The sequence below is a fragment of the Plantactinospora sp. B5E13 genome, from assembly GCF_039871775.1.
Classification (GTDB): Bacteria; Actinomycetota; Actinomycetes; order Mycobacteriales; family Micromonosporaceae; genus Plantactinospora.
On record NZ_JBDPLT010000007.1, the window covers coordinates 105,728 to 127,778 of the forward strand.

The 22,051-nt window shown below is 72.8% G+C and carries 20 protein-coding genes; 8 read left to right on the top strand and 12 right to left on the bottom strand.

Annotation, left to right across the window (positions count from 1 at the left end):
* The first annotated feature begins 144 nt into the window (after positions 1 to 144).
* Both ABGB05_RS08995 and ABGB05_RS09000 read left to right on the top strand, forming a co-directional pair.
* Positions 145 to 1,881, top strand: a complete 1,737-nt coding sequence (locus ABGB05_RS08995) for an alpha/beta fold hydrolase (RefSeq protein ID WP_347652741.1) — start codon at positions 145 to 147, stop codon at positions 1,879 to 1,881.
* 103 nt (positions 1,882 to 1,984) lie between these two features.
* Positions 1,985 to 2,971: an aldo/keto reductase gene (locus ABGB05_RS09000; protein WP_347652742.1), complete on the top strand. Its 987-nt coding sequence runs from the start codon at positions 1,985 to 1,987 to the stop codon at positions 2,969 to 2,971.
* An 80-nt stretch (positions 2,972 to 3,051) separates the two neighbouring features.
* Here ABGB05_RS09000 and thpR read toward each other — a convergent pair whose 3' ends face one another.
* From thpR to ABGB05_RS09030, 6 genes are all read right to left on the bottom strand, one after another.
* Positions 3,052 to 3,699, bottom strand: a complete 648-nt coding sequence (gene thpR / locus ABGB05_RS09005) for an RNA 2',3'-cyclic phosphodiesterase (protein ID WP_347652743.1) — start codon at positions 3,697 to 3,699, stop codon at positions 3,052 to 3,054.
* Between the two features lie 22 nt (positions 3,700 to 3,721).
* Complete coding sequence (locus ABGB05_RS09010; protein WP_347652744.1) at positions 3,722 to 4,228, bottom strand: hypothetical protein; 507 nt, start codon at positions 4,226 to 4,228, stop codon at positions 3,722 to 3,724.
* A gap of 133 nt (positions 4,229 to 4,361) precedes the next feature.
* Positions 4,362 to 5,531 carry a low temperature requirement protein A gene (locus ABGB05_RS09015; protein ID WP_347652745.1) on the bottom strand — a complete coding sequence of 390 codons (1,170 nt, stop codon included), beginning with the start codon at positions 5,529 to 5,531 and terminating at the stop codon, positions 4,362 to 4,364.
* Positions 5,532 to 5,706: 175 nt separating this feature from the next.
* Entirely contained in the window at positions 5,707 to 6,993 is a 1,287-nt protein-coding gene (locus tag ABGB05_RS09020; protein WP_347652746.1) for an MFS transporter, read from the bottom strand.
* Between the two features lie 96 nt (positions 6,994 to 7,089).
* Positions 7,090 to 7,539: a MarR family transcriptional regulator gene (locus tag ABGB05_RS09025; RefSeq protein ID WP_347652747.1), complete on the bottom strand. Its 450-nt coding sequence runs from the start codon at positions 7,537 to 7,539 to the stop codon at positions 7,090 to 7,092.
* A 103-nt stretch (positions 7,540 to 7,642) separates the two neighbouring features.
* The gene (locus ABGB05_RS09030; protein ID WP_347652748.1) at positions 7,643 to 9,160 is read right to left on the bottom strand and encodes an NCS2 family permease; all 1,518 of its coding nucleotides are present in this window, start codon (positions 9,158 to 9,160) and stop codon (positions 7,643 to 7,645) included.
* Between the two features lie 172 nt (positions 9,161 to 9,332).
* Between ABGB05_RS09030 and ABGB05_RS09035 the strand changes: the two genes are divergently transcribed.
* Complete coding sequence (locus tag ABGB05_RS09035) at positions 9,333 to 9,536, top strand: DUF2530 domain-containing protein (RefSeq protein ID WP_347652866.1); 204 nt, start codon at positions 9,333 to 9,335, stop codon at positions 9,534 to 9,536.
* Between the two features lie 129 nt (positions 9,537 to 9,665).
* On the opposite strand, the gene ABGB05_RS09040 is transcribed toward ABGB05_RS09035, so the two are convergent.
* Positions 9,666 to 10,487, bottom strand: coding sequence for a DUF3027 domain-containing protein (locus ABGB05_RS09040; protein ID WP_347652749.1), 822 nt, complete (start codon positions 10,485 to 10,487; stop codon positions 9,666 to 9,668).
* Between the two features lie 117 nt (positions 10,488 to 10,604).
* On the opposite strand from ABGB05_RS09040, the gene ABGB05_RS09045 reads away from it, so the two are divergent.
* Together ABGB05_RS09045 and ABGB05_RS09050 are read left to right on the top strand one after the other, a co-directional pair.
* Positions 10,605 to 12,329 carry an MFS transporter gene (locus tag ABGB05_RS09045; RefSeq protein ID WP_347652750.1) on the top strand — a complete coding sequence of 575 codons (1,725 nt, stop codon included), beginning with the start codon at positions 10,605 to 10,607 and terminating at the stop codon, positions 12,327 to 12,329.
* Complete coding sequence (locus tag ABGB05_RS09050; protein ID WP_347652751.1) at positions 12,329 to 12,973, top strand: futalosine hydrolase; 645 nt, start codon at positions 12,329 to 12,331, stop codon at positions 12,971 to 12,973. The genes ABGB05_RS09045 and ABGB05_RS09050 overlap by 1 nt, the downstream gene beginning before the upstream one ends.
* Before the next feature lie 38 nt (positions 12,974 to 13,011).
* On the opposite strand, the gene ABGB05_RS09055 is transcribed toward ABGB05_RS09050, so the two are convergent.
* The 3 genes from ABGB05_RS09055 to nhaA all read right to left on the bottom strand — a co-directional run bounded on the left by ABGB05_RS09055 (position 13,012) and on the right by nhaA (position 16,955).
* On the bottom strand, positions 13,012 to 14,649 hold the full coding sequence (locus ABGB05_RS09055) for a hypothetical protein (RefSeq protein ID WP_347652752.1): 1,638 nt from the start codon (positions 14,647 to 14,649) through the stop codon (positions 13,012 to 13,014).
* Positions 14,646 to 15,485, bottom strand: coding sequence for an ABC transporter ATP-binding protein (locus tag ABGB05_RS09060; protein WP_347652753.1), 840 nt, complete (start codon positions 15,483 to 15,485; stop codon positions 14,646 to 14,648). Before ABGB05_RS09060 ends, ABGB05_RS09055 begins: the two co-directional genes overlap by 4 nt.
* Before the next feature lie 162 nt (positions 15,486 to 15,647).
* Entirely contained in the window at positions 15,648 to 16,955 is a 1,308-nt protein-coding gene (gene nhaA / locus ABGB05_RS09065; RefSeq protein ID WP_347652754.1) for a Na+/H+ antiporter NhaA, read from the bottom strand.
* Between the two features lie 190 nt (positions 16,956 to 17,145).
* On the opposite strand from nhaA, the gene ABGB05_RS09070 reads away from it, so the two are divergent.
* Positions 17,146 to 17,469, top strand: a complete 324-nt coding sequence (locus tag ABGB05_RS09070; RefSeq protein WP_347652755.1) for a hypothetical protein — start codon at positions 17,146 to 17,148, stop codon at positions 17,467 to 17,469.
* 63 nt (positions 17,470 to 17,532) lie between these two features.
* Positions 17,533 to 18,369: a 1,4-dihydroxy-6-naphthoate synthase gene (locus tag ABGB05_RS09075; protein ID WP_347652756.1), complete on the top strand. Its 837-nt coding sequence runs from the start codon at positions 17,533 to 17,535 to the stop codon at positions 18,367 to 18,369.
* 29 nt (positions 18,370 to 18,398) lie between these two features.
* Here the strand turns inward: ABGB05_RS09075 and ABGB05_RS09080 are convergent, their stop codons facing one another.
* Both ABGB05_RS09080 and ABGB05_RS09085 read right to left on the bottom strand, forming a co-directional pair.
* Positions 18,399 to 18,785, bottom strand: a complete 387-nt coding sequence (locus ABGB05_RS09080; RefSeq protein WP_347652757.1) for a cold shock domain-containing protein — start codon at positions 18,783 to 18,785, stop codon at positions 18,399 to 18,401.
* Positions 18,786 to 18,818: 33 nt separating this feature from the next.
* Positions 18,819 to 19,439: an HAD hydrolase-like protein gene (locus ABGB05_RS09085; RefSeq protein ID WP_347652758.1), complete on the bottom strand. Its 621-nt coding sequence runs from the start codon at positions 19,437 to 19,439 to the stop codon at positions 18,819 to 18,821.
* 126 nt (positions 19,440 to 19,565) lie between these two features.
* Here ABGB05_RS09085 and ABGB05_RS09090 point away from each other — a divergent pair, with 126 nt between their 5' ends.
* A complete protein-coding gene (locus ABGB05_RS09090) occupies positions 19,566 to 22,046 on the top strand; it encodes a helicase-associated domain-containing protein (RefSeq protein ID WP_347652759.1) in 2,481 nt (826 codons plus the stop codon).
* The last annotated feature ends 5 nt before the right edge of the window (positions 22,047 to 22,051 follow it).

Below are 22,051 nucleotides of genomic sequence, written 5' to 3' on the forward strand. Positions count from 1 at the left end.
CCGGACCGAGGTGCCGATCCGTCGTCAGACCGTAGACGCCACCCGGTAGAACAACCGGACACTTCGGACCGTTGCTCTTTGCTCCGACCGACGACTGTGATCAACTGACCGGTATCAGTTTGCTCCGTCGAACGGGGAGTGCCCATGAGACGAACGTCCCATGCCGCCATCGGCCTACTCGCCACCTCGCTCCTGCTGGTCACCACCGCGCCGGGGGTGGCCGCGGCGGCCCCGGCACCCGACCGGGTCACCGGAGGTTGGCATGCGGCGCCGGTCGACTGGCAGCCCTGTCCGGAACGGCCGGACGACCCCGGCGTACGGTGCGCCACGCTGGACCTGCCGATCGACTGGAGCCGACCACACGGCGCCACCTTCCCGTTGGCGATCGCCAAACGCGCCGCCACCGGGCCGGAGCCGGCGATCGGTCCGCTCCTGGTCAACCCGGGCGGCCCGGGCGGCTCCGGGGTGGACGCCGCACTCGGCGCGGATCAGCAGCTCAGCGCCGAGGTGCTGCGACGCTTCGACGTGATCGGCTTCGATCCCCGCGGAGTCGCGCGCAGCAGTGCGATCGTCTGCTCGATCGACGTACTCGCCACCGGCCCCTCCCCGGCGCCCGCCACCGAGGCGGGGTACGCCGATCTGCTCCGGTTCAGCCAGCGGTTGCACGAAGACTGCCGGCGGCAGACCGGTCCCCTCTTCGACCACGTCGACACCCTCGACGTCGTACGCGACATGGACGCGATCCGGGCGGCGCTGAACGCACGGCAGATCAGCTACTACGGGCTCTCCTACGGCACCCTGATCGGCCAGACGTACGCCGAGCGCTTCCCCGACCGGGTACGCGCCCTGGTGATCGACAGCAACATGGACCACAGCGTGGGTGTCCGGGACTTCCTCCTCGGCCAGACGGTGGGAGCGCAGGAGTCGTTCGAGGAGTTCGCGGCCTGGTGCGACCGGGACGAGAGGTGTGCGCTGCACGGCCGGGACGTGCTGGCCCTCTTCGACGAGCTGATGCGCCGTGCCGACGCGGGTGGCCTGGTCGATCCGGGCACCGGCACGCCGCTCGACTGGTACGCGCTCAGCAGCACCGTCCGCACCGCCGGCTACCGTCCGGCCTGGCTGTCACTGGCCGAGTGGCTCGCCGCGCTGGCCGACACCGCCGGTGACCCGGATGGCGGGCAGAGGTCCGCGGACCGGGCCGACGCCGACCGGTCGCCCGCACCACGGCCGGTACCGGCGGCGACCCTGACCTGGCCGACGGCCGACGTCACAGACGACCCGGCAGCGGCTCTCACCTGGCCGGCGACCGGCGCCACAAACGACCCGACGGCCGGGCGGGCCGACGTTGTCGCTCCGCCCACCGTCGTCCAGTTCCCGATGGCGATCCTGTGTCAGGACTGGTCGCTGCCGGTACGGGACTTCGCGCAGTACTCCCGGTTCCTCGCCGAGAACCGGCGGGTGGCTCCCCAGATCCGCGCTTCGACGCTCGGCGTCCTCGCGGTCGCCATCTGCCTCGGCTGGTCGGGCGAGGTGGGCAACCCCCAGCACCGGCCCAAGATACGGACGGACATCCCGCTGCTGGTGCTCGGTTCGCGGTACGACCCGGCCACCCCGTACCAGTGGTCGGTGGCGGTCGCGAAGCAGTTGGGCCGGCATGGTCGGCTCGTCAGCTACCTCGGCTGGGGGCACGGCGCGTACGACCGCACCCCCTGCACCGTCGGATTCGTCGACCGGTACCTGGTCGACCGGATCGTCCCGCCGGCCGGGGCCAGCTGCGCGCCGGTCGCCGACCCGGTGCCGGCCTCGTCGCCGCGCCGATCCGAGCTGCCGCCGACGTCGACACTACCCACCTGGTCGGGGCCGTACGCCGCAACGGCCTGATCCGGACGGTGGTCCCTGCGGTGGCCGCGGGACGGGGCTCACTTCCCGCCCCGCGGCCACCGTCATGATCAAGCTCGACGGAGCGCGTGGCAGGGTGGGAGTCATGGAATACACGAATCTCGGTCGAACCGGGCTGTCGGTGAGTCGGCTCTGCCTCGGCACGATGAACTTCGGGCCGGAGACCAGCGAGCCGGACAGCCACGCCATCATGGACCGGGCGCTGGAGCAGGGGATCAACTTCTTCGACACCGCCAACGTGTACGGCCGCAAGGTCGGTGAGGGCGTCACCGAGAACATCATCGGGCGCTGGTTCGCCCGAGGGGACGGCCGCCGGGACCGGATCGTGCTGGCCACCAAGGTGCACAACCGGATGGGTGACTGGCCCAACGAGCAGGGTCTCTCGGCCCGGCACATCGTCCGGTCCTGCGAGGATTCGCTGCGTCGTCTGCAGACCGACTGGATCGACCTGTACCAGATGCACCACATCTCCCGGACCACCCCGTTCGAAGAGATCTGGCAGGCGATGGAGACCCTGGTCGCCCAGGGCAAGGTGCTCTACGTCGGCTCCTCCAACTTCGCCGGCTGGCACCTCGCCCGGGCGCAGGAGTCGGCGAACCGGCGGAACTTCCTCGGTCTCGTCTCCGAGCAGTCGATCTACAACCTGATGAACCGGTTCGTGGAGTTGGAGGTCCTGCCCGCCGCCGAACAGTACGGCCTCGGCGTCATCCCGTGGTCACCGCTGCAGGGCGGGCTGCTCGGCGGGGCGATCCGCAAACTCGCCGAGGGCGGCGCGAGCCGGTCGCGCAACGAGCACGCCACCAGGTTGCTGGCGGAGAACCGGGCGGCGATCGAGGCGTACGAGGAACTCTGCGCCGACCTGGGTCACGACCCGGCGAACGTGGCACTCGGCTGGCTGCTGACCCGGCCGGCGGTGACCGCGCCGATCATCGGCCCGCGTACGGTGCAGCAGCTCGACGCCACCCTCGGGGCGCTCGGTGTCGAGTTCAGCCCCGAGACGCTGGCCCGGCTCGACGACCTCTTCCCGCCACCGGGCAAGGGCGGCGCCGGCCCGGAGGCCTGGGCCTGGTGACTTTCCCGACGGCCGGGTAGCTCCGCCGGCCCGCCCGCCTCGTGGAGCACGGTTAGTCGGTCGAGCGCGGCCCGTCGCGGCTACCGGTCGGATACCGGCTGCTCCGACGCGTCCCCGGCGAGCGGCCAGGTCGCCAGCCGGTCGTACGTCGGGCGGGGCCCGAGCTGGCTGCGGACCAGCACCAGTTCGGTCGCCGGCCAGGATGGTCCGAGATAACCGTCGAGGGTACGCAGATCCTCGTCGACACTCTCCCGGTCGATCCGGTCGCCGGGCCGGGCCAGGGTGAGGTGTGGTCGAAACGGTCGGGAGTCGTACGGCAACCGGGCCCTGCGCAGCTCGCGCCGGCTGACGTCGGCCAGTCGACGCAGCGCCGCGACGTCACCGAGCAGGCCTACCCAGAGCACGGTGAACCGGCCCCGACCGAACCGGCCGCCACCACCGAGCCGCAACCGGAGCGGACTCGGCTCGGGGACGGCCTGCCGGTCCCGCCGACGGATGGGCGGCTTACGCCAGGTCTGTACGGCCCGGTCGAGCGCCTTCGCCACCTCCGGTAGCCGGTCGTCCGGCACCTCTCCGAGGAAGGCGACCGTGACGTGCAGGTTCGCCCGGTCGGCGAGACGTACGTTGACTCCGGTGTCGGCCACCGCGCCGACCCGGAGCCGACGCACCTGCGCCATCACGTCGTCGACCACCTCGACGGGCGGGTAGACGGCGACGAAGAGCCGCACCGGTCGCCGGTCCCGGGTCCGGTCAGCCGGCCGGTCGCCGGGGACCGGCGTGCGGGGTCCGGAGCACCAGACCAGCGGCCTCCAGTTCGCCCTCGACGCGTACCCGTTCTATCTCCCGGTCGACGCCGGTCAGCTCGCCCAGGTGCTCCGGTACGCCGAGGCGCTGACTGGCCAGCCGGAGCCGGTCGTCGTACGCCTCCAGCAGCGCCTGCTGCTCCGGGCCCGACCGGTCGGCGGCGTACCAGCGCTGGTCGGCGAGGCGACGCAGGTCGGCGGCGAGCTGCTGGATGGTCGGGCCGTCGACCCGGTCCAGTTCGGTCGGATCGATCCGGCCGTGCGGGTCCACCTCGAACGCCCGGTCGAACCGGTTCAGCAGACGCCGTTCCCGGCGCTGTTGCCGGCGCCGGGCGATCCGGCGCCCGAGGTGGTCGAGCAACTCGTCCGCGCAGATCAGCGCGGCCACGACGACGGGCAGACACGCGGTCGCGAGTAGTGCCAGCGGCAGCGCGAGAGCATGCACGGCGGACACATCCTTCGACGCTAGGCGGAATACAGGGTACCGCTACCGATGGGGCGGCACCGACCATTTCACTGTGTCGCCGGTCCCAGACCGCCTGGAGCCGGTCGACACCTCGCCCGACTCTTGCGGGTCAGTCGCCGGTTCAGCGCATTCGCAGGCCCGGCGTGGTCTCCCGGGCCCCCGTGGGGACCATGATGTGACCGGCCAACCCGAGCACCACAAGCACCGTGACCAGCAGGGGCGGCCAGCCACCGGCCCAGGGCAGCACCAGCAGCGGCAGGAGCTGCCAACTCACTCGCCACGACGGTACGACGGCGGACACCAGCAGAGTGAACAGGAAGCGGCCGATGACGAACAACGCCGGGCCGCCGATGATCAGCAGGAGCCACGGCACCGGCGTTGTTCCGGTCGGGCGGGCGACGACCAGGTCGAAGGAGGCCGCCGTGGCGGCTACGCCGGCCAGCATCAGCAGATGGGTGTACGGAGCCAGCCGCGCCGGCCGGCCTGCCTTGGACCCGGCCGCCAGCACCAACTCGCCGGCCCGGTAGGCATAGACCTGCCAGAGCAGCAGCATGGTGGTGAACGCGCAGAGCAGGGCGACGACCCGGAAGAATTCAAGGTGGCTCCGGCTGACCTGCAGAATGGGCAACAGGATGATGTCGCCGAGGGCGAGGATGACGAACTGCTGGTACCGCTCGCCCAGGTGCCCGGTGGTCCGCGTGTACTGGTCGACCGGCACCCGACCCAGCCAGGGCGTGGGGTAGCGGGCCGCCCCGGCGACCAGGTCGATCGTTATGGCGATGGTCCAGAGCCCCCAGTTCGGAGCGTTCGCCAACGCGCCGGCGACCCAGAAGACGCCGGATACCGTGAACCAGAACAGAAACCGGGTGGCCCGCTGCCTGGCCGCCTGGTGCCCCTGCCAGTACAGGGCGATGACCAGGATGATGGTGCGAATCAGGTGCGTGCCAACGTACGCGCTCACGAAGACCCGCAGGTGCCCGGCGGTGATCATCGGCAGCGCTGCCGCCATCCCTACCGAACCGACCATGGCGATCATCAGGATGGCCTGGATCGGGCGCTGCTGCGGGTCGTAGAACTCGGTCGTGATCGCGGTGACCGACCAGGTCCACCAGATGGCGGTGAGCAGCAGCAGCACCTTGCCGCTACCGGACCAGGAGAGGTCTTCGGTCAACAGATTCGATGACAGCGCGAGGGCGGCGACGAAGACCACGTCGAAGAGCAGTTCCAGCAGCGTGGCCCGGGTCGACCCGTCCAGCCGGCGTAGCAGCGCCGCATCCCCACCGGTGGTCATGACCCGCCTCCGCCCTGTCTCCCGAGGATTATCGGCAGCGCCGGCGCGGCCCGTCGCCGGATCGACGATTCCCCGAGCGGTGTGGCGGGAGACAGCGGCGGCGGACACGGGCTGACGCTGACGCTGGCGTTGGACGGCCCGGCGTGGCTGTGGCCCGCCCGGACCGGGCGCCGCCCTACAGGTCGGCGGAGCTGACCACGTAGAACCGGGGCAGGGGCAGCAGCCGCAGGCGCAGGCGGGCGCCGTCGCGGTGCAGTTGCCAGATCAGGGCGGCACCGGCGGCGGCCATCGAGAGCAGCCCACCGATCCAGATGCTCGTCCCGGCGCCGTACCGTTCGGCGATCCAGCCGACGATCGGCGCACCGACCGGGTTGGTGCCGAGGAAGACCAGCACCCACAGGGCCATGACCCGGCCCCGGAAGGCGGCGTCGACGCCGAGCTGCACCCGCTGGTTGGCCGCCTGGGCGAAGAAGACCATGAAGAATCCGGTCAGCGGCAGCAGCGTCACCACCAGCCAGTACGTCGGCGCGAGCCCGACCAGGGTGCCGAAGAAGCCGGTGCCGATCGCGGCACCCAACACGATCCAGACCGACGGCCGGCTGCGCCGGCCGCTGCCGGCCAGCGCCCCGCAGAGCGCGCCGACCGCGAGCGCGGTGGTGAAGAGGCCGAACGAGGCGGCTCCGGTGTTGAAGGTGGTCTTGGCCAGCGCCGAGAGGGTGAGCTGGAAGTTGAACAGCGCGAGTCCCATCACCGACATCACCGCCATCGGCAGCAGCAGGTCGGCGCGGCGGGCGACGTACCGCAGCCCGTCGATCACCCGGGCGGGTTCACGCTCGCCGATCGGCGGCAGGTCCTCGCGGTGCAACTCGGCGGCCCGCATCCGCACCACGCAGATCACCGGGGCGATGGAGCTGAACGCGCTGAACAGGAAGACCGGGCCGACGTCGAAGACCGCGATCGCGATGCCGGCGACCGCCGGGCCGATGATCCGGGCCGAGTTGAAGGTGGCGGCGGAGAGCGAGAGCGCGTTGGGCAGCAGCGGCGTGCCGACGAGTTCGGAGACGAACGACTGCCGTACCGGGGTCTCGACCGCGTTCGCCACGCCGAGCAGGGCGGCGAAGACGAAGACGTGCCAGAGCTGCACGAGGCCGGTGATTACCAGCACGCTCATCGCGAGCGACAGCACGCTCCACGCGGTGTTGGCGGCCATCAGCAGGAAGCGCTTGTCGTACCGGTCGGCGAGCCGCCCGGAGAGCAGGGTGAGCAGGAGTACCGGGGTGAACTGGGCCGCGACCACGATGCCGAGCGCGGTGGCGTTGTTGCCCGAGAGGTCCAGGACGAGCCAGTCCTGGGTGGTGAACATCATCCACACGCCGATCAGCTTGATCAGCTGACCGGTGGCGAAGAGCCGGTAGTTGCGAACCTTCAGGGACTGGAAGGTCGTGCTCAGCTTTGCCCGCACTCGGGGTGCGCCTCCTCGGATCGTACGCGTCATCCGGGTACCCGGCGAGAGCGCCGGCTACCGTGCGGACGAAGCGGACCCGATGGAGGCCGCCGGTCAGTCGCGGGCCACCTTCTGCAGGATCTCGGCGGCCCGCCGCAGCACCTCACGGTCTTCCGGGGTCAGCTCGGTGAGCCGGCCGGCCAGCCACTCGTTACGGGCCCGGTCGAACTGGGCCAGCATCGAGCGACCGGGGTCGGTCACCGCGAGAATGACCTGGCGGCCGTCGGTCGGGTGGGGGGTACGCCGCACGAGGCCGCGCTCCTCCAACTTCGCAACGATCTTGGTCATCGTCGGCGGCTGGACCCGCTCGGTGTCGGCCAGCTCACGGGGAGTCAGCGCGCCGGCCAGCTCGAGGCTGGTCAGCGCGGAGAGCTGGGTCCCCGTGAGATCGCCGACGGGGCGGGTCTGCCGTACCCGTCGGTTGAGTCGGGTGATCGCGTCACGCAGCACCGTGGCGAGCTGCGTCGCCGGCATGTGCTCTGCCATCACCGTCCACTCCGTCACGGTCGTTAGCCTAACTAATGAGCCAGGCTAACGACCAGCTGTTATGACCACTGTCACCGCCACCCGGACGGCGTCCCACCAGCCAGCCGGACCCGCCGGCCAGCTAGAACAGTACGGTCTCGATCGGACCGCGCAGGAAGTAGAGCACAAAGAGCGCGGCCACCCCGTACAGCAGTGGGTGCAACTCCCGAGCCTTGCCCCGGGCCAGCTTGAGCACCACGAAGCTGATCACCCCGGCCCCGATCCCGTTCGAGATCGAGTAGGTGAACGGCATCAGCACGATGGTGAGGAACGCCGGGATGGCGATCTCGTAGTCGTTCCAGTCGATCGTCCGGACCGCGGTCATCATGAGGAAACCGACCACCACGAGCGCGACCGACGCCGCCTCGAACGGCACCACCAGCACCAGCGGCGCCAGGAACATCGCCAGCAGGAACAGCCCGCCGGTGACCAGGTTGGCCGCCCCGGTCCGGGCACCCTCCGCGACCCCGGCCGCGCTCTCGATGTACGACGTGTTGCTCGACGTGCTCGCCGCACCGCCGGCCGCCGCCGCGATCGAGTCGACCAGCAGGATCTCCCGGGTACGCGGCGGCATCTTCTGCTCGTCCAGCAGGTCGCCCTCCTGCCCGACCGCGACCATCGTCCCCATCGTGTCGAAGAAGTCGGTGATGAGCAGGGTGAAGACAAACATGATCGCCACCAGCCAGCCGGCCCGCTGCCAGGACCCGAGCAGGTCGAACTGACCCAGCAGGGAGAGGTCCGGGGTGTCCACCACCGTCTCCGGCAGCGTCGGCACGTTCAGCGACCAGCCCGCCGGGTTCGGCTTCCCGTTCACCACCGGCGGGCCGACCTTGGCGATCGCCTCCACCACGATCGCCAGCACGGTCGAGGCGAGGATGCCGATCAGGATCGCGCCCTTCACCCGCCGTACCACCAGCACCAGGGTGACCAGCAGCCCCAACACGAAGACCAGCGCCGGCCAGGTGACCAGCTTGCCGCCGATGCCCAGCCCCACCGGCACGGTGGTGCCGGCGATGTCGGGCACCCGGCGGACGAACCCGGCGTCGACCAGGCCGATGATGGTGAGGAAGAGCCCGATCCCGACCCCGATCGCGGTCTTCAACTGCGTCGGTACCGACCGGAACACGGCGGTACGCAGCCCGGTCAGCACCAGGATCGCGATGATCACACCCTCGATCACCACCAGGCCCATCGCGTCGGCCCAGCTCATCTGCGGCGCGATCTCCAGCGCGACCAGCGCGTTGACACCGAGCCCGGCGGCCAGCGCCAGCGGGAACCGGCCAACCACCCCCATCAGGATGGTCATCACCCCGGCGACCAGGGCGGTCGCGGCCGCGATCGCCGGGATCGCGAGTTGCCTGCCGTCCCCGTCGACCGCGTTGCCCAGGATCAGCGGGTTCAGCACCACGATGTAGGCCATCGTGAAGAAGGTGGCGAGACCGCCGCGCAACTCACGACTCAGCGTCGAGCCCCGGGCGGAGATCTCGAAGAACCGGTCGAAGCCGTTGCGGGGGGTCGGCCTGTCGGCCGGGGCGGCGGGGGTGGCCGCGACGTCGTCCATCGGATCCTCGCAGGTGGGGTCGGCTGCTGATCCGGGCATCGTGCCAGATCACCGGTTACCGGCAAAGACCTTCCCGGTTACCGTGCCGGGTCGGTGCGGCCGTACCCTTGGCTCCGTGTCCGACGACCCGCGCCCGCAGCCGCCCGCTGTGCCGGTCGGCACACCCGCCGACGCGCGGGGCGACACGCCGATCGCGCCGCTCGACCCGCCGATGGTGCCGTTCGCCGTCGCCGGCATCGTGGTCTTCGCGGTGGTCGGGCTGGTGCTGTTCCTCTTCTTCCGCGACTGGCTCGTCGCGCACGACCACGAGAACTGGCTCTGGATCTGCTTCGCCGGGTTCCTGGCCGGTTTCCCGGGACTCGCCGTGATGCTCCGGCACGACGCCAACCGCCGGCGCCGCCGCGCCGCCCGCTGACCCCCACCGGATACGCCGCGGGTCGCTGTCGGGCGCGCCACCGCTGCCCGGCGCCGGGTCGGTCGGCGGTGTCTGCCCGACCCGGCCCGGCGCCACCACGGCTCAGCGGCTCGGCGCCACCACCACGGCTCAGCCGTGCCCGTACGGCTCCGCCGGCTCGCCACTGCCGACCGAGCCGGGTGCCCGGCTGACCGCGATCGCCTCGACCTCACTGTCGTCGTAGATGGTCGGCAGCTCGTCGACCGGGGTGTCGGCCGCCTCGACCAGCGTCTCCGAGTGCGCCCCGCAGCCGTGGTCGGCGCTGACCGCCCGGCCGTCGTCCGGGGCGAAGAAGTTGCCGCAGACCCCGAACGCCTGGCGCAGCGCACCCGCCAACGGCAGGTAGAAGCCGCACGTCCCGCACCGGGCGGTACGCGGTGCGGCGACCGAGATCGGCGCGGAGGGGCCGTGGTCACCGTCGTACCACCGCTGGGCGGTGTCGGCGCGCCCCTCCCGCGACATCACCCGGGCCCGGCCGAGGCCGAGTTCCCAGGCGGTCTCCTCGACCGCCGGGTCGTCGGAGAGCAGGTAGCCGGGAGCGAGCCGTTCGTCGTCGGCCGAGGTGGGCAGCAGGTCACCGACCCCCAGGTCACCCGGCTGCAGCCGCTCCTGCCAGGGCAGCCAGCTCGGCGCCAGCATGGCGTCCGGGCCGGGCAGCAGGAACGTCTCGCAGACCGTGACGTGCCGGCTGCGCGGCACCCGGGTCACGGTGACCGCCCACCGCCAACCCCGGTAGCCCGCCAGTCGGCACTCGAAGAGATGGGTCACCAGCCGGTCGCCCTCGGCGATGGTGCCCAGGTGCTCGCCGACGTCGGTCGGGTCGACCTCGGTGATGCCGTCGCGCGCCACCTCGACGGCGCTGGCGCAGACCTGGTCGAGGCGGGCGGCGCGAGCAGTGCTGGTCCTGGTCACTCACCTATTCTTGCCTATCCTTGACGTCGGGTCGGCGGCACTCCCCGGCGCCGTTCAGGCAGAGATATCTCGGTACGGAACCGACGGTCACCGACCGGATGGGCGAGGATGGAGCTCATGCCGCTGTTCACCCGCTCTGGCGGCTCCTTCCTGGGGCGCGTCGTCGGCACCGTCGTCCGGGCCGTCCGGCTGCTGGTCCGGGGCTCGTTGGGCAGCGTGCGCTGGACCGGCCGCCGGGTCGCCCGGGTCCGGGCGAAGGGCGCCGGCGGCGAGGCCGGCATGGTCCGGCTCTTCGACCTGCACGCCGCCTCCTGCGCCGGCGACACCCTGATCACCATCGGCCTGGCCGGGACGATCTTCTTCAACGCGCCGCTGGGCGAGGCGCGCAGCAAGGTGGCGCTCTACCTGCTGATCACCATGGTGCCGTTCGCGCTGCTCGCCCCGGTGGTCGGCCCGCTGCTCGACCACTTCCGGCACGGCCGCCGGTACGCCCTGGCCGCCACCATGCTCGGCCGGGCCTTCCTCGCCTGGCTGATCTCGGACTACATCCACGGCTTCGGCCTCTACCCGGCCGCCTTCGGGGTGCTGGCGCTCTCCCGGGCGTACGGGGTGGCCCGGTCGGCGGCGGTGCCCCGGCTGTTGCCGGAGGGGATCGGACTCTCCCAGGCCGGCGCCCGGGCCAGCGTGTACGGCTCGATCGCCGGTGGTCTGGTGCTGCCGATCGGCCTGGCCGCGTTCTGGTTCGGCCCACAGTGGCCACTGCGGGTCGCCTCGGTGATCTTCCTGGTCGGCATGGTGATCGCCCTGCGGCTGCCGCCCCGGGCGGACTCCGACCCGCCGGAGACGGTCCCCCGCGCCTTCCAGGCGTTCCGGCTGCGTGGCAACCGGGAACGGGCGCTCAGCCGGGGTGGCCCGGCCGGCCGGCTGGTGATCTCCAGCCTCGTCGGCAGCGCCACGCTACGCGCCCTGTACGGCTTCCTGCTGCTCTTCCTCGCCTTCGCGATCAAGGCCGGGGACCTGGACAGCACCCTCTTCGGTCGGGAACTCGGCGACGAACTCGCCCTCGGCGTGGTCGGCGCCGGGCTCGGCATCGGCACCTTCCTGGCCACCGCGCTCGGCACCCGGCTGCGCATCCACCGCCCGGTGGTGCTGCAGGCGATCGGCCTGGTGCTGGTCGCCGGGATCGGGATCGTCGCCACGCTCTGGTTCTCGCTGCAACTTGTCGCCCTGCTCTGCCTGGTCACCGCCATGATCAGCGGCATCGCCAAGCTCGCCGTGGACGCCACCATCCAGGAACGGGTCCGGGAACGGCTCCGGGCGACCGCGTTCGCGCACTCCGAGACGATCCTGATGCTGGCCTTCGTGGCCGGCGGCGCTCTCGGCCTGATCCCGCTCGACGGTCGACTCGGCATCGGTCTCCTGGCCGGCCTCGCCGTGGTCGCCATGGTCTGGACCACGATCGTCGCCACCCGGCTGCGTAACGAGCGGCTCTCCGGCCGGGCCATGCCCGACACCGACCTGCCCGACGGCGACCGGTCCACCGACGACCGCCGAGGCGATGAGCAGCGGAGCGACAGGACGGCGGTGGGCAGGTCTGCCGACGCCCCGACCTCCCCCGCCCCCGCCGTCCCGTCGACGGCCGGTGGCCGACCCGCACCGTCGACGGCCCCGGGCCGACCCGCCTCGTCGGCGGCGACCAGTCAGCCGGTCGACCCGTCGGACGATTCCGACGACGAGGGGCTGGCCCCGCGGGGTTACCACATCTACCGGCCGTCGTCGGCGGTGCCGGCGCCGGGACCGGGCGACGACGGCTCCCGTCGGGACCCCCGGGGAGGTCAGTGATGAACGGCGGCATCCTGGTCGTCACCGCCGTCGAGGCCGAGGCGGAGGCGGTCCGGGCCGGGCCGGTCGGCGATTCGGTGACGGTGGCGGCGGTCGGGGTGGGTCCGGCCGTGGCGGCCGCCGGTACGGCGCGACTCGTCGCCCTGGCCGAGGCGGCCGGTACGCCGTACCGGGCGGTGGTCAGCGCCGGGATCGGGGGCGGCTTCCCCGGTCGGGCCCCGGTCGGCGGGACCGTGCTCGCCACCCGCAGTGTCGCCGCCGACCTCGGTGCCGAGTCACCGGACGGTTTCCTCCCCCTGGACGAGTTGGGTTTCGGGGCCACCACCGCCCCGGCCGACCCGGCCCTGTTCGAACTGCTCCGCACCTGCCTGCCGTACGCCGTCACCGGCACCGTGCTCACCCTCGGCACGGTGACCGGCACCGCGACGACCACGGCCGCCCTGCTGGGCCGCTATCCCGACGCCGTGGCCGAGGCAATGGAGGGGTACGGCGTCGCGGTCGCCGCCGGCGCCGCCGGGCTGCCCTTCGTCGAGGTGCGGACCATCTCCAACCCGATCGGCCCGCGTGACCGGGCAGCCTGGCGGATCGGCGACGCCTTCGCCGCGCTCACCGCCGCATTCGCCACCGTCGGCCCGAAGCTCTAGCCCGACGGTTCCCCGGTCGGTACCGGTCGACGAGGCGGTCAGCCGCGCAGGTCACGCCGCTGGTACCCGAGCGCACCGAAGATGGTGAGCCCGACGGCGACGATCACCATGGTGAGGCTGGCGAACCAGTGCGGGGGCAGATCCGGAACCGGCGCGACGTGCGCGAAGGGTGACAGCCGCCCCACCCAGGCCGGTGCTCCGGTGCTGTCCGCGGTCACCTGGAGCAGGAATCCGCCGGCCGCGGGCAGCGCGCCGACCGGCGCGACCGTCCGGGGCAGCCAGCCGAGCGCGAACACGGCCGCGCCCAGGCACAGCAACACGACCGGCAGCACGTTCAATCCGCCGGCGAGGGCGGCGCCGGGCCCGAGCGGGGCGTCGACGATCGTGGTGCCGGCCCAGGTGGCGGCACCCGCGGCGAGGCAGAGCAGTGCCCCGCCGCCCGCAGTGACCGCGACCTCGGCGGTGAGCAGTCGTACCCGGGTCACCGGTTGGGCGTAGAGCAGGGTCAGCCGCCGGTCGGCCTCGTCACCGGCGACGACGGCGATCCGGGTCGCGGCGAAGATACCCACCGGGATCGCCAGCAACGTGAACAGCGCGGCGACGTACCCCTCGACCGAGCCGAGTCCACCGAACCCGGCCTGCGCGGCGAGCGAGGCGAACCGTGGGTTCTCGGCGAGGAAGCTGGTCATCGATACCGCGAGCAGACCGATCAGCAGGTAGTAACCGACCAGTCCGAGGGCCCATCCGCCGAGCGGGCCCACGAGTCGGCGGAGCGCGAATCCGGGCACCGAGCCGAGCAGGCGCAGCCGGGGCGGACGGCCCGCCGGTACGCCGAACAGGCCGCCGCGTACGTCACGCCGACCGGCCACCAGCAGCGCCGCGCCGAGCAGAACCACGGCGGCGACCAGCAGGACGGCCACCGGCAGGACACGGTTGGCCGCGTACGGCTGGCTCAGCGCGACCAGCCCGAACGGCGACAGCCACCGCAGCCAACCGAGTGCCGCCACCCCGTCGCCGACCATCCGGAGAAGCAGCCCGGTCCCGAGCAGGGCCACGGCGGCGCCGGTGGCCCTGCCCCGGGAGGGCAGGAGTTGCCCGGTCAGCACACCGGCGGCGGCGAAGAAGATCCCGACCAGCGCGAGTCCGGCACCGTGCAGCAGGGCTCCGGCGGGTGCGGTGCCGACGGCGGCGAGCGCGGCCGAGGCGACGAATCCGGCGGCCAGCAACATGCCGACCACCACCACGGCGTGCCGGCGCACGATCGCCCGGAGCGGCACCCGGCCGGCGGCCAGCAGGTCCCAGCGGCCGGCGTCCTCCTCGCCCCTGGTGATCCGGGTCGCGGCGAGCAGTCCCCAGACCCCGGCGAGCACGCCGAGCACGGTTCCGGTACGCCAGACCGTGAATCCGCCGGGGTCGTCCAGGGCGACCGGCGCGCCGAACAGCGTCCGGATCGCCGGGTTCTCGGCCAGGGCGGCGAGGGCGGCGGCGTCCAACGCGTCGCCGACGGTGCTGGCATAGCTGGCGGCGACCGTCGCCGACATGCCGGCCAGCAGTCCGACGACGATCAGCCCCCCGCGCCGGACCTGCCGGAAGGCGAGCCAGGTGATCGCACGTCCGTCCGGATCCGTCCCGCTGTCCGCCGAGGCCCGGCCGGGCCGGGCGGCGACGGCGGTCACCGGGACACCCGGGTGTAGTAGTTGAGGAAGATCTCCTCCAGGGTGGGTTCGTGGATCCGTACCCCGGTCACGTCCGCCGCCGCCAGCGCCCGCAACGCCGGGCCCGGTGGTCCGGTGAGGGTGAACCGCAGTCGTTCGGGGTCCAGTTCCTCCACCGTCTCGATCCCGGCCACCCCGGTCAGGGTGGGGGCCGGTCCGCGGTAGGTCACCTCGACCTGGCTGCGGTGCAGACGGCGCAGTTCGGGAACCCTGGCGACCTCGACCAGGCGGCCGGCCCGCAGGATCCCCACCCGGTCGCACACCGCCTCGACCTCGGCCAACTGGTGGGAGCTGAGGAACACCGTCTGCCCGCGCTGGCGGGCCTGCGAGACCACCGCCTGGAACTCGCGTTCCATCAGCGGATCCAGGCCGCTGGTCGGCTCGTCGAGGATCAGCAGCGGTGCCCGGGTGGCGAACGCCGCGACCAGGGCCACCTTCTGCCGGTTGCCGGTGGAGTACGCCCGCCCCGGCTTCGACAGGTCGAGCGCGAAACGCTCCACCAGCTCGTCCCGGTACGCCCGGTCGACCCCCGGCCCGATCCGGCCGAGCAACTCCAGTGTCTCCGCGCCGGTCAGTCCGGGCCAGAGCGCCACGTCGGCGGGTACGTACGCGACGGACCGGTGCGCCGTGCCGACGTCGGCGGCGTCCGTACCGAAGATCCACGCCTGGCCGGCGGTCGGGCGGGCGAGGCCGAGCAGAAGCCGGATCGTGGTCGACTTGCCGGCGCCGTTCGGCCCCAGGAAGCCGAAGACCTCACCGGTCCGTACCGCGAAATCCAGCGCGTCCAACGCGCACACGGATCCGTAGTGTTTGGTCAGACCGACAGCACGAATGGCGGACACGTCCACCGGAGCCTCCCGGGTCAGCAACGGACACGACTGCCGACCAGACTTCCCGGCGCACCGGTTCGGAGCTTACGCGTCCGGGATCGACGGGTGGAAGGCCCGCGTCCCAACGGCCTACCGGACCGCTTCGGGCCCCTGGTAGACGTCCGGCACGCCGTCGGCGTCGGTGTCCCGCTCCTCGACGGCACACATCCGCTGGTAATGGCGGTTGCGGATGCGCAGGACGACGGTGGCCAGCAGCGCCGCGAGCAGCGACCCGAGCAGTACGCCGAGCTTGGTGTGCTCGTCCCGGGCGCTGCCCGGGCCGAACGCCAGTTCGCCGATGAGCAGCGAGACGGTGAAGCCGATCCCGGCCAGCAGGGCCAGCCCGAAGACGTCCCACCAGCCGAGCCCTTCGCCGAGCCGGGCCCGGGTGAACCGCTGCACCAGCCAGGTGGCGCCGAACACCCCGGCCGCCTTGCCGGCGACCAGCCCGACGATGACCCCCAACGCGACCGAGTCGGTGAGGCTCGCCCCGAGTCCGCCGGCCCCGGCGACCGACACCCCGGCGGCGAAGAAGGCGAACACCGGTACCGCGACGCCGGCTGACAACGGCCGGATCCGGTGCTCGAAGTGTTCGGCCAGCCCGGGGCCGGGTCCCGGCTTGCGCCGGATCACCGGAACGGTGAAGGCGAGCAGCACGCCGGCGACCGTGGCGTGCACCCCGGAGGCGTGTACCAGCGCCCAGGTCAGCGCCGCGAGCGGCAGCAGCAGCCACCAGGAGCGGACCCGGCGCTGCACCAGCAACCCGAACAGGGCGAGTGGCAGCAACGCCAGCAGCAGTGGCCCGAAGTGCAGCGAGCCGGTGTAGAAGACCGCGATGATGACGATGGCCAGCAGGTCGTCGACCACCGCCAGGGTCAGCAGGAAGGTCCGCATCGCGGCCGGCAGATGGGTGTTGATCACCCCGAGTACGGCGAGCGCGAACGCGATGTCGGTGGCGGTCGGGATCGCCCAGCCGGCCAACGCGCCGTCTCCGGCACCCAGGTTGAAGGCGACATAGATCAACGCCGGCACCGTCATGCCGCCGAGCGCGGCGGCGACCGGCAGCATGGCCCGGCGGGGTTCCCGCAGGTCACCGGCGACGAACTCGCGTTTGAGCTCGAGGCCGGCGACGAAGAAGAAGATCGCCAGCAGGCCGTCGGCGGCCCACTGGGCCAGCGACAGGTCCAGGTGCAACGCGGCCGGACCGATCTCGAAGGCGCCCAGCGACCGGTACGCCGCACCCCACGGCGAGTTCGCCCAGGCGAGGGCGAGTACGGCGGCGACGAGCAGCAGTACCCCGCCGACGGTCTCGGTACGGAGGATGTCGCCGATCCGGCGCACCTCGGGCCAACTGCCCCGCCCGAACAGCGGGGTACGTCCGTTGGGGGGTGCGGCCATCAGTTCCTCCGGAGGGGTCGACAAATACACCGCCGACCAGACTTCCCGGCACACCGTCACCCACCCTAGCCGAACGGTGATCAGCCGAGCACGGGGACTCCTGTCGATTTGGGAAGTTTCGTCAGACCTGAGCTATTTGTCCCTGTGGCTTCTAGACTGGCGCCCATGAGCCGTGGGGTGGGAGACGACAATGCCGGACCTGGACGGACAAGCTCGCGGTGACCTGATCGTCGAACTGCTGGCGGACTTCGTCCGGTACGCCCGCTCCGCCGAGGAACACGTCAGGGAGAGCCTCGCCGGGCCGACGGACCGCGGAAGAGACGACGAGCCGACCGCGGCCGCCCGGGCGTTGGCCGCAGGCGATGTCCAAGCCCGCCTCGCGGTCGCCTCGGCGATCGCGCTGTCCGCCGTCTGCAACGCGAGACTTCCCCCACCCGCCCGGATCCCGGCCTGGCGGACACCGGAATGCGGTTGGCGCCGGCCCACACCGGAACCGACGATCGAGCAACAGTGACCCAGCCAACCGGCGCGGGGACGGGGTGCCGACCGGGGCGGACCCGAGGTCTACGGTGAGATCGTGGCGCTCTCCCTGGCGATCTCGCCCTGCCCGAACGACACCTTCGTCTTCCACGCCCTGGTGCACGGCCTGGTGCCCGACGCGCCGCCGGTCGAGGTGACCTTCGCCGACGTGGACGTCACCAACACCGCCGCCGAGCAGGGGGCGTACGACCTGGTGAAGGTGAGTTACGCGGCGCTGCCCTGGCTGCTGGACGACTACCACCTGCTGCCCTGCGGCGGCGCCCTCGGGCGGGGCTGCGGGCCGCTGGTCCTCACCCGGGGCGACTGGGCGGGGCACGGCGGCACCCCGGCCGACCTGACCGGGGCGACCGTCGCGGTACCGGGTGACCGGACCACGGCGTACCTGCTGTTCCGACTCTGGTCGGCGGAACACCCGCCGGCCAGGATCGAGGTCGTGCCGTTCCACGAGATCATGCCCGGGGTGGCCGCCGGCCGCTACGACGCCGGCCTGGTCATCCACGAGGCCCGGTTCACGTACCACCGGCACGGGCTGACCGCCCTCGTCGACCTCGGCGAGTGGTGGGAGGCCGACACCGGGCTGCCGATCCCGCTCGGCGCCATCCTGGCCCGCAAGGGCGTGGTCGACCCGGAGGCGGCGGCCGGCTGGATCCGGGACTCGGTACGCCGGGCCTGGGCCGACCCGGCGGCGAGCCGCGAGTACGTCCTCGCGCACGCGCAGGAGATGGAGCCCGACGTGGTGGACCAGCACATCGGGCTCTACGTCAACGAGTTCACCGCCGAGCTGGGCGACGACGGGCGGGCGGCGATCGAGGCGCTGCTCGGTCGGGCCGCCGCCGCCGGACTGACCCCGTCGGTGGCCGGCGCGCTCGGCTGACCGGCCACCAGACTGACGCGCGGGGGCGCTCAGATCTCCAGTTCGCGGGCGACCGCGTGGACCAGTTGGGCCACGGTCTGGGCGGTCTTCTTGTCGGGGAACCGGCCCCGGGAGAGCGCCGGCTGCACCTTCGCCTCGAGCACCTTGATCATGTCTTCGACCAGGCCGTGCAGTTCCTCGGCCGGACGACGGCGAAGCTCCGCGATGGACGGTGGGGCGTCCAGCAGCTTCACCCCGAGTGCCTGCGCGCCGCGCCGGCTGTCGACCACACCGAACTCGACCCGCTGGCCGCCCTTCAGGTCGGTGACACCAGCGGGCAGCGCGCCCTTCGGCAGGAACACGTCGCCACCCTCGTCACTGGTGACGAACCCGTATCCCTTGGCCGCGTCGTACCACTTCACTCGACCCGTCGGCACCTGTAGACCTCGACTCCCCTGAGAAAACTGTCCTCACAAGGCTAGCGGCATCAACCGCCGGAGCGCCTGTGGGAATCCGGTCAGGTCGGCGAGGACCAGCTCCGCTCCGGCGGTCCGCAGCTCGTCGGCGTCGCAGGGGCCGGTGGTGACCCCGATCCCGGGTACGCCCGCGGTCCGCGCCGCCACCATGTCGCCGATGTGGTCACCGACGTAGAGACGGACGCCGTGCTCGGTCAACGCGGCCGCCTTGCCCTCGGCGAAGAGGTCACCGGCCAGCTCGTCGACCTCCAGCCCGGCGTGCGCCAGGTGCAACCGGGCGAGTCGGCCGAGTTTCGAGGTCACCACCACGACCCGCAGCCCGTGCTCCCGGACCGCCGCCACCGCGTCGAGGGCGCCGGGCAACGGCACGGCGGTGGTGACCGCGTACTCCGGATAGAGCGCCCGATAGGTTCGGACCGCCTCCTCGACCTGCTCCGGCGGGAACCAGTGCCGAATCTCCTCCCGCAGCGGCGGGCCGAGCCGGCTCACCACCAGGTCGGCGTCGACGTGCACCCCGGTCAGCTCGGTGAGCTTCCGGAAGGCGGCGGCGATGCCGGGACGGGTGTCGAGCAGGGTCATGTCAAGATCGAAGCCGACGGCGGCGGGGGTGTTCATGCCGATCATGCTGTCACGGGGGCCGGCCGGCCCGGCCGGACCGCGTACCACGCTGATCAAACAGGTGGATCGAGCCGGACGACCGACGAGCATCACCGGCACCCGGCCGGATAGCGTGGGAAGACGATGACCACACTCGCCGACCATCTGCGGGCCCTGCCCGACGAGGCGCTCGCCGCCCTGTTCCGGCTGCGTCCGGACCTCGTCGTCCCGGTACCGACCGATCTGTCCGCCCTGGCGGCCCGGGCCCAGTCCCGGGTCTCGGTCGCCCGTGCCCTGGACGGACTCGACGAGTTCACCCTGCGGATCCTCGACGCGGCCCGGCTGACCCGCACCGGGGACGACGCCGAGACCTCGACCGAGGCGATCGTCACGCTCGCGGTCGGCGAGGGCGGCGGCAGCCGCCGGCGTACCGGGCGGACCGCCGCCCGGACCGCGGTCGACCGGCTCCGCGCCCTCTTCCTGCTGTACGGGCTGGAGCAGAGCCTGCGGGTCAGCGCCGGGGTGGACGAGGTCTGCTCGCCGTACCCGGCCGGGTTGGGCCGACCGGCGGCGGAGCTGGACCCGGAGACGGCGGCCCTGGTCGCGGACCCGGCCCGGCTGCGCCGCACCCTGCTCGCCGCCCCGCCGCCGGCCCGGGCGATCCTGGACCGGCTCGCCGCCGGACCACCGGTCGGCACCCTGCCCGCCGCCGCCCCGGCGCCCGGGGCCGAGCCGGCCAGCCCGGTCAGCTGGCTGGTCGAACAGAAACTGCTGGTACCGGTCCCGGAGACCGGCGGCGCCCCGAACCGGCCGGCCGCGGTCGAACTGCCCCGGGAGGTCGGCCTGCTGCTGCGCCGCGACGCCGGCCCGCTCGGGCCGCTGCGGCCCCAGCCGCCGACGGTCACCGGCGCGGACCGGGAACCGAAGGCCGTCGACTCGGCCGGCGCCGGGCAGGCGATGGAGGCGGTACGGCACACCGAGGCGCTGCTGGAACAGCTCGCCGACGAACCCGCCCCGCTGCTGCGCTCCGGCGGACTCGGGGTACGCGACCTGCGCCGGCTCACCAAGGCCGGCGGACTGGACGAGTCGACCACCGCGCTGCTGCTGGAGGTGGCGTACGCCGCCGGGCTGCTCGGCGAGGTCGACCTGCCCGGCGCCGCCACCACCCGCACCGGCGCCGACCAGCAGATCCTTCCCACCGCCGGCTACGAGGGCTGGCGGGACGCCTCGCTGGCGCACCGCTGGGAACACCTGGCCCGGGCCTGGCTGACCATGACCCGCCAGGTGGGACTGGTCGGCCAGCGCGACGACCGGGACCGGGCGATCACCCTGCTCTCCCCCGAGGCGGAACGGGCCGGCGCGCCCGCCGTCCGGCGGGCGGTGCTCGGGATCCTCGACGACCTGCCTCCCGGGACCGCACCCACCCCGGACGACGTGGTCGCGCTGCTCGCCTGGCGGGCTCCACGCCGCAGCCTCGGCCGCGAGGCGGGACAACGGGAGGTACTGGCCGAGGCGGCACTGCTCGGGGTAACCGGGCTCGGTGCCCTCACCTCGTACGGCAAGCTGCTGCTCGCCCAGTGGGCGGCCGGGGACACCCGGCTCACCGAGGCCGGCGACGACCCGCTCGGGGTACGTCCCGACGCCGACGGCGCGGCCGGGGGCGGGTCGCCGGCGGTCCGGGCGTTGGACGCGCTGCTGCCGGCCCCGGTCGACCACTTCCTGGTCCAGGCGGACCTGACCGTGGTGGTGCCCGGCCCACCGGAACCCGCCCTGGCCGCCGAACTCGCGGTGGTCGCCGAACCGGAGTCGGCCGGCGGGGCGAGTGTGCACCGGGTCACCGCGGCGAGTGTCCGGCGCGCCCTCGACGCCGGGTACGCCGGCGAGGACCTGCACGCGCTGTTCCGGCACCGGTCCCGCACACCTGTCCCGCAGGGGTTGACGTACCTGATCGACGACATCGCCCGCCGGCACGGTGGGCTGCGGGTCGGTTCCGCCGGGGCGTACCTGCGCAGCGACGACGAGGCGCTGCTGACCGAGGTGCTCGCCGACCGGCGGCTCGTGGTCATGGGACTGCGTCGGCTGGCGCCGACCGTGCTCACCACCCCGCACCTGGTGGGCCGGCTGCTGACCGCGCTGCGCGAGGCCGGGTACGCCCCGGTCTCCGAGGACGCCAGCGGGGCGACCGTACTGACCCGGCCGAAGGTGCGCCGGGCGCCGGCCCGGGGCTCGGTCGCGAACCGGGTCACCGATCCGCTCGCCGCCCCCCGGCTGACCACGCCCCGGCTGCTCGGCATCGTCGAGCAGATCCGTCGGGGCGACGCCGCCGCGAGGGCCGCCCGGCGGGCCCCGACCACGGTCCGGGGGGCCGGCCGGCCGGGTGGCACCGGTCCGGCGCTGCCCTCGGCCCACGCCCACACCCAGGCGCTGGCCGTGCTGCAACAGGCGGTCCGGGACAAGGCCCTGGTCTGGGTCGGCTACGTCGACGCGCACGGGGCGACCGCGTCCCGGCTGGTCCGGCCGGTCTCGATCGGGGCCGGTTACCTGCGGGCCGAGGACGAACGCACCGAGATGCTGCACACCTTCGCCCTGCACCGGATCACCGCCGCCGTCCGCGACGGGGACTGACCCCG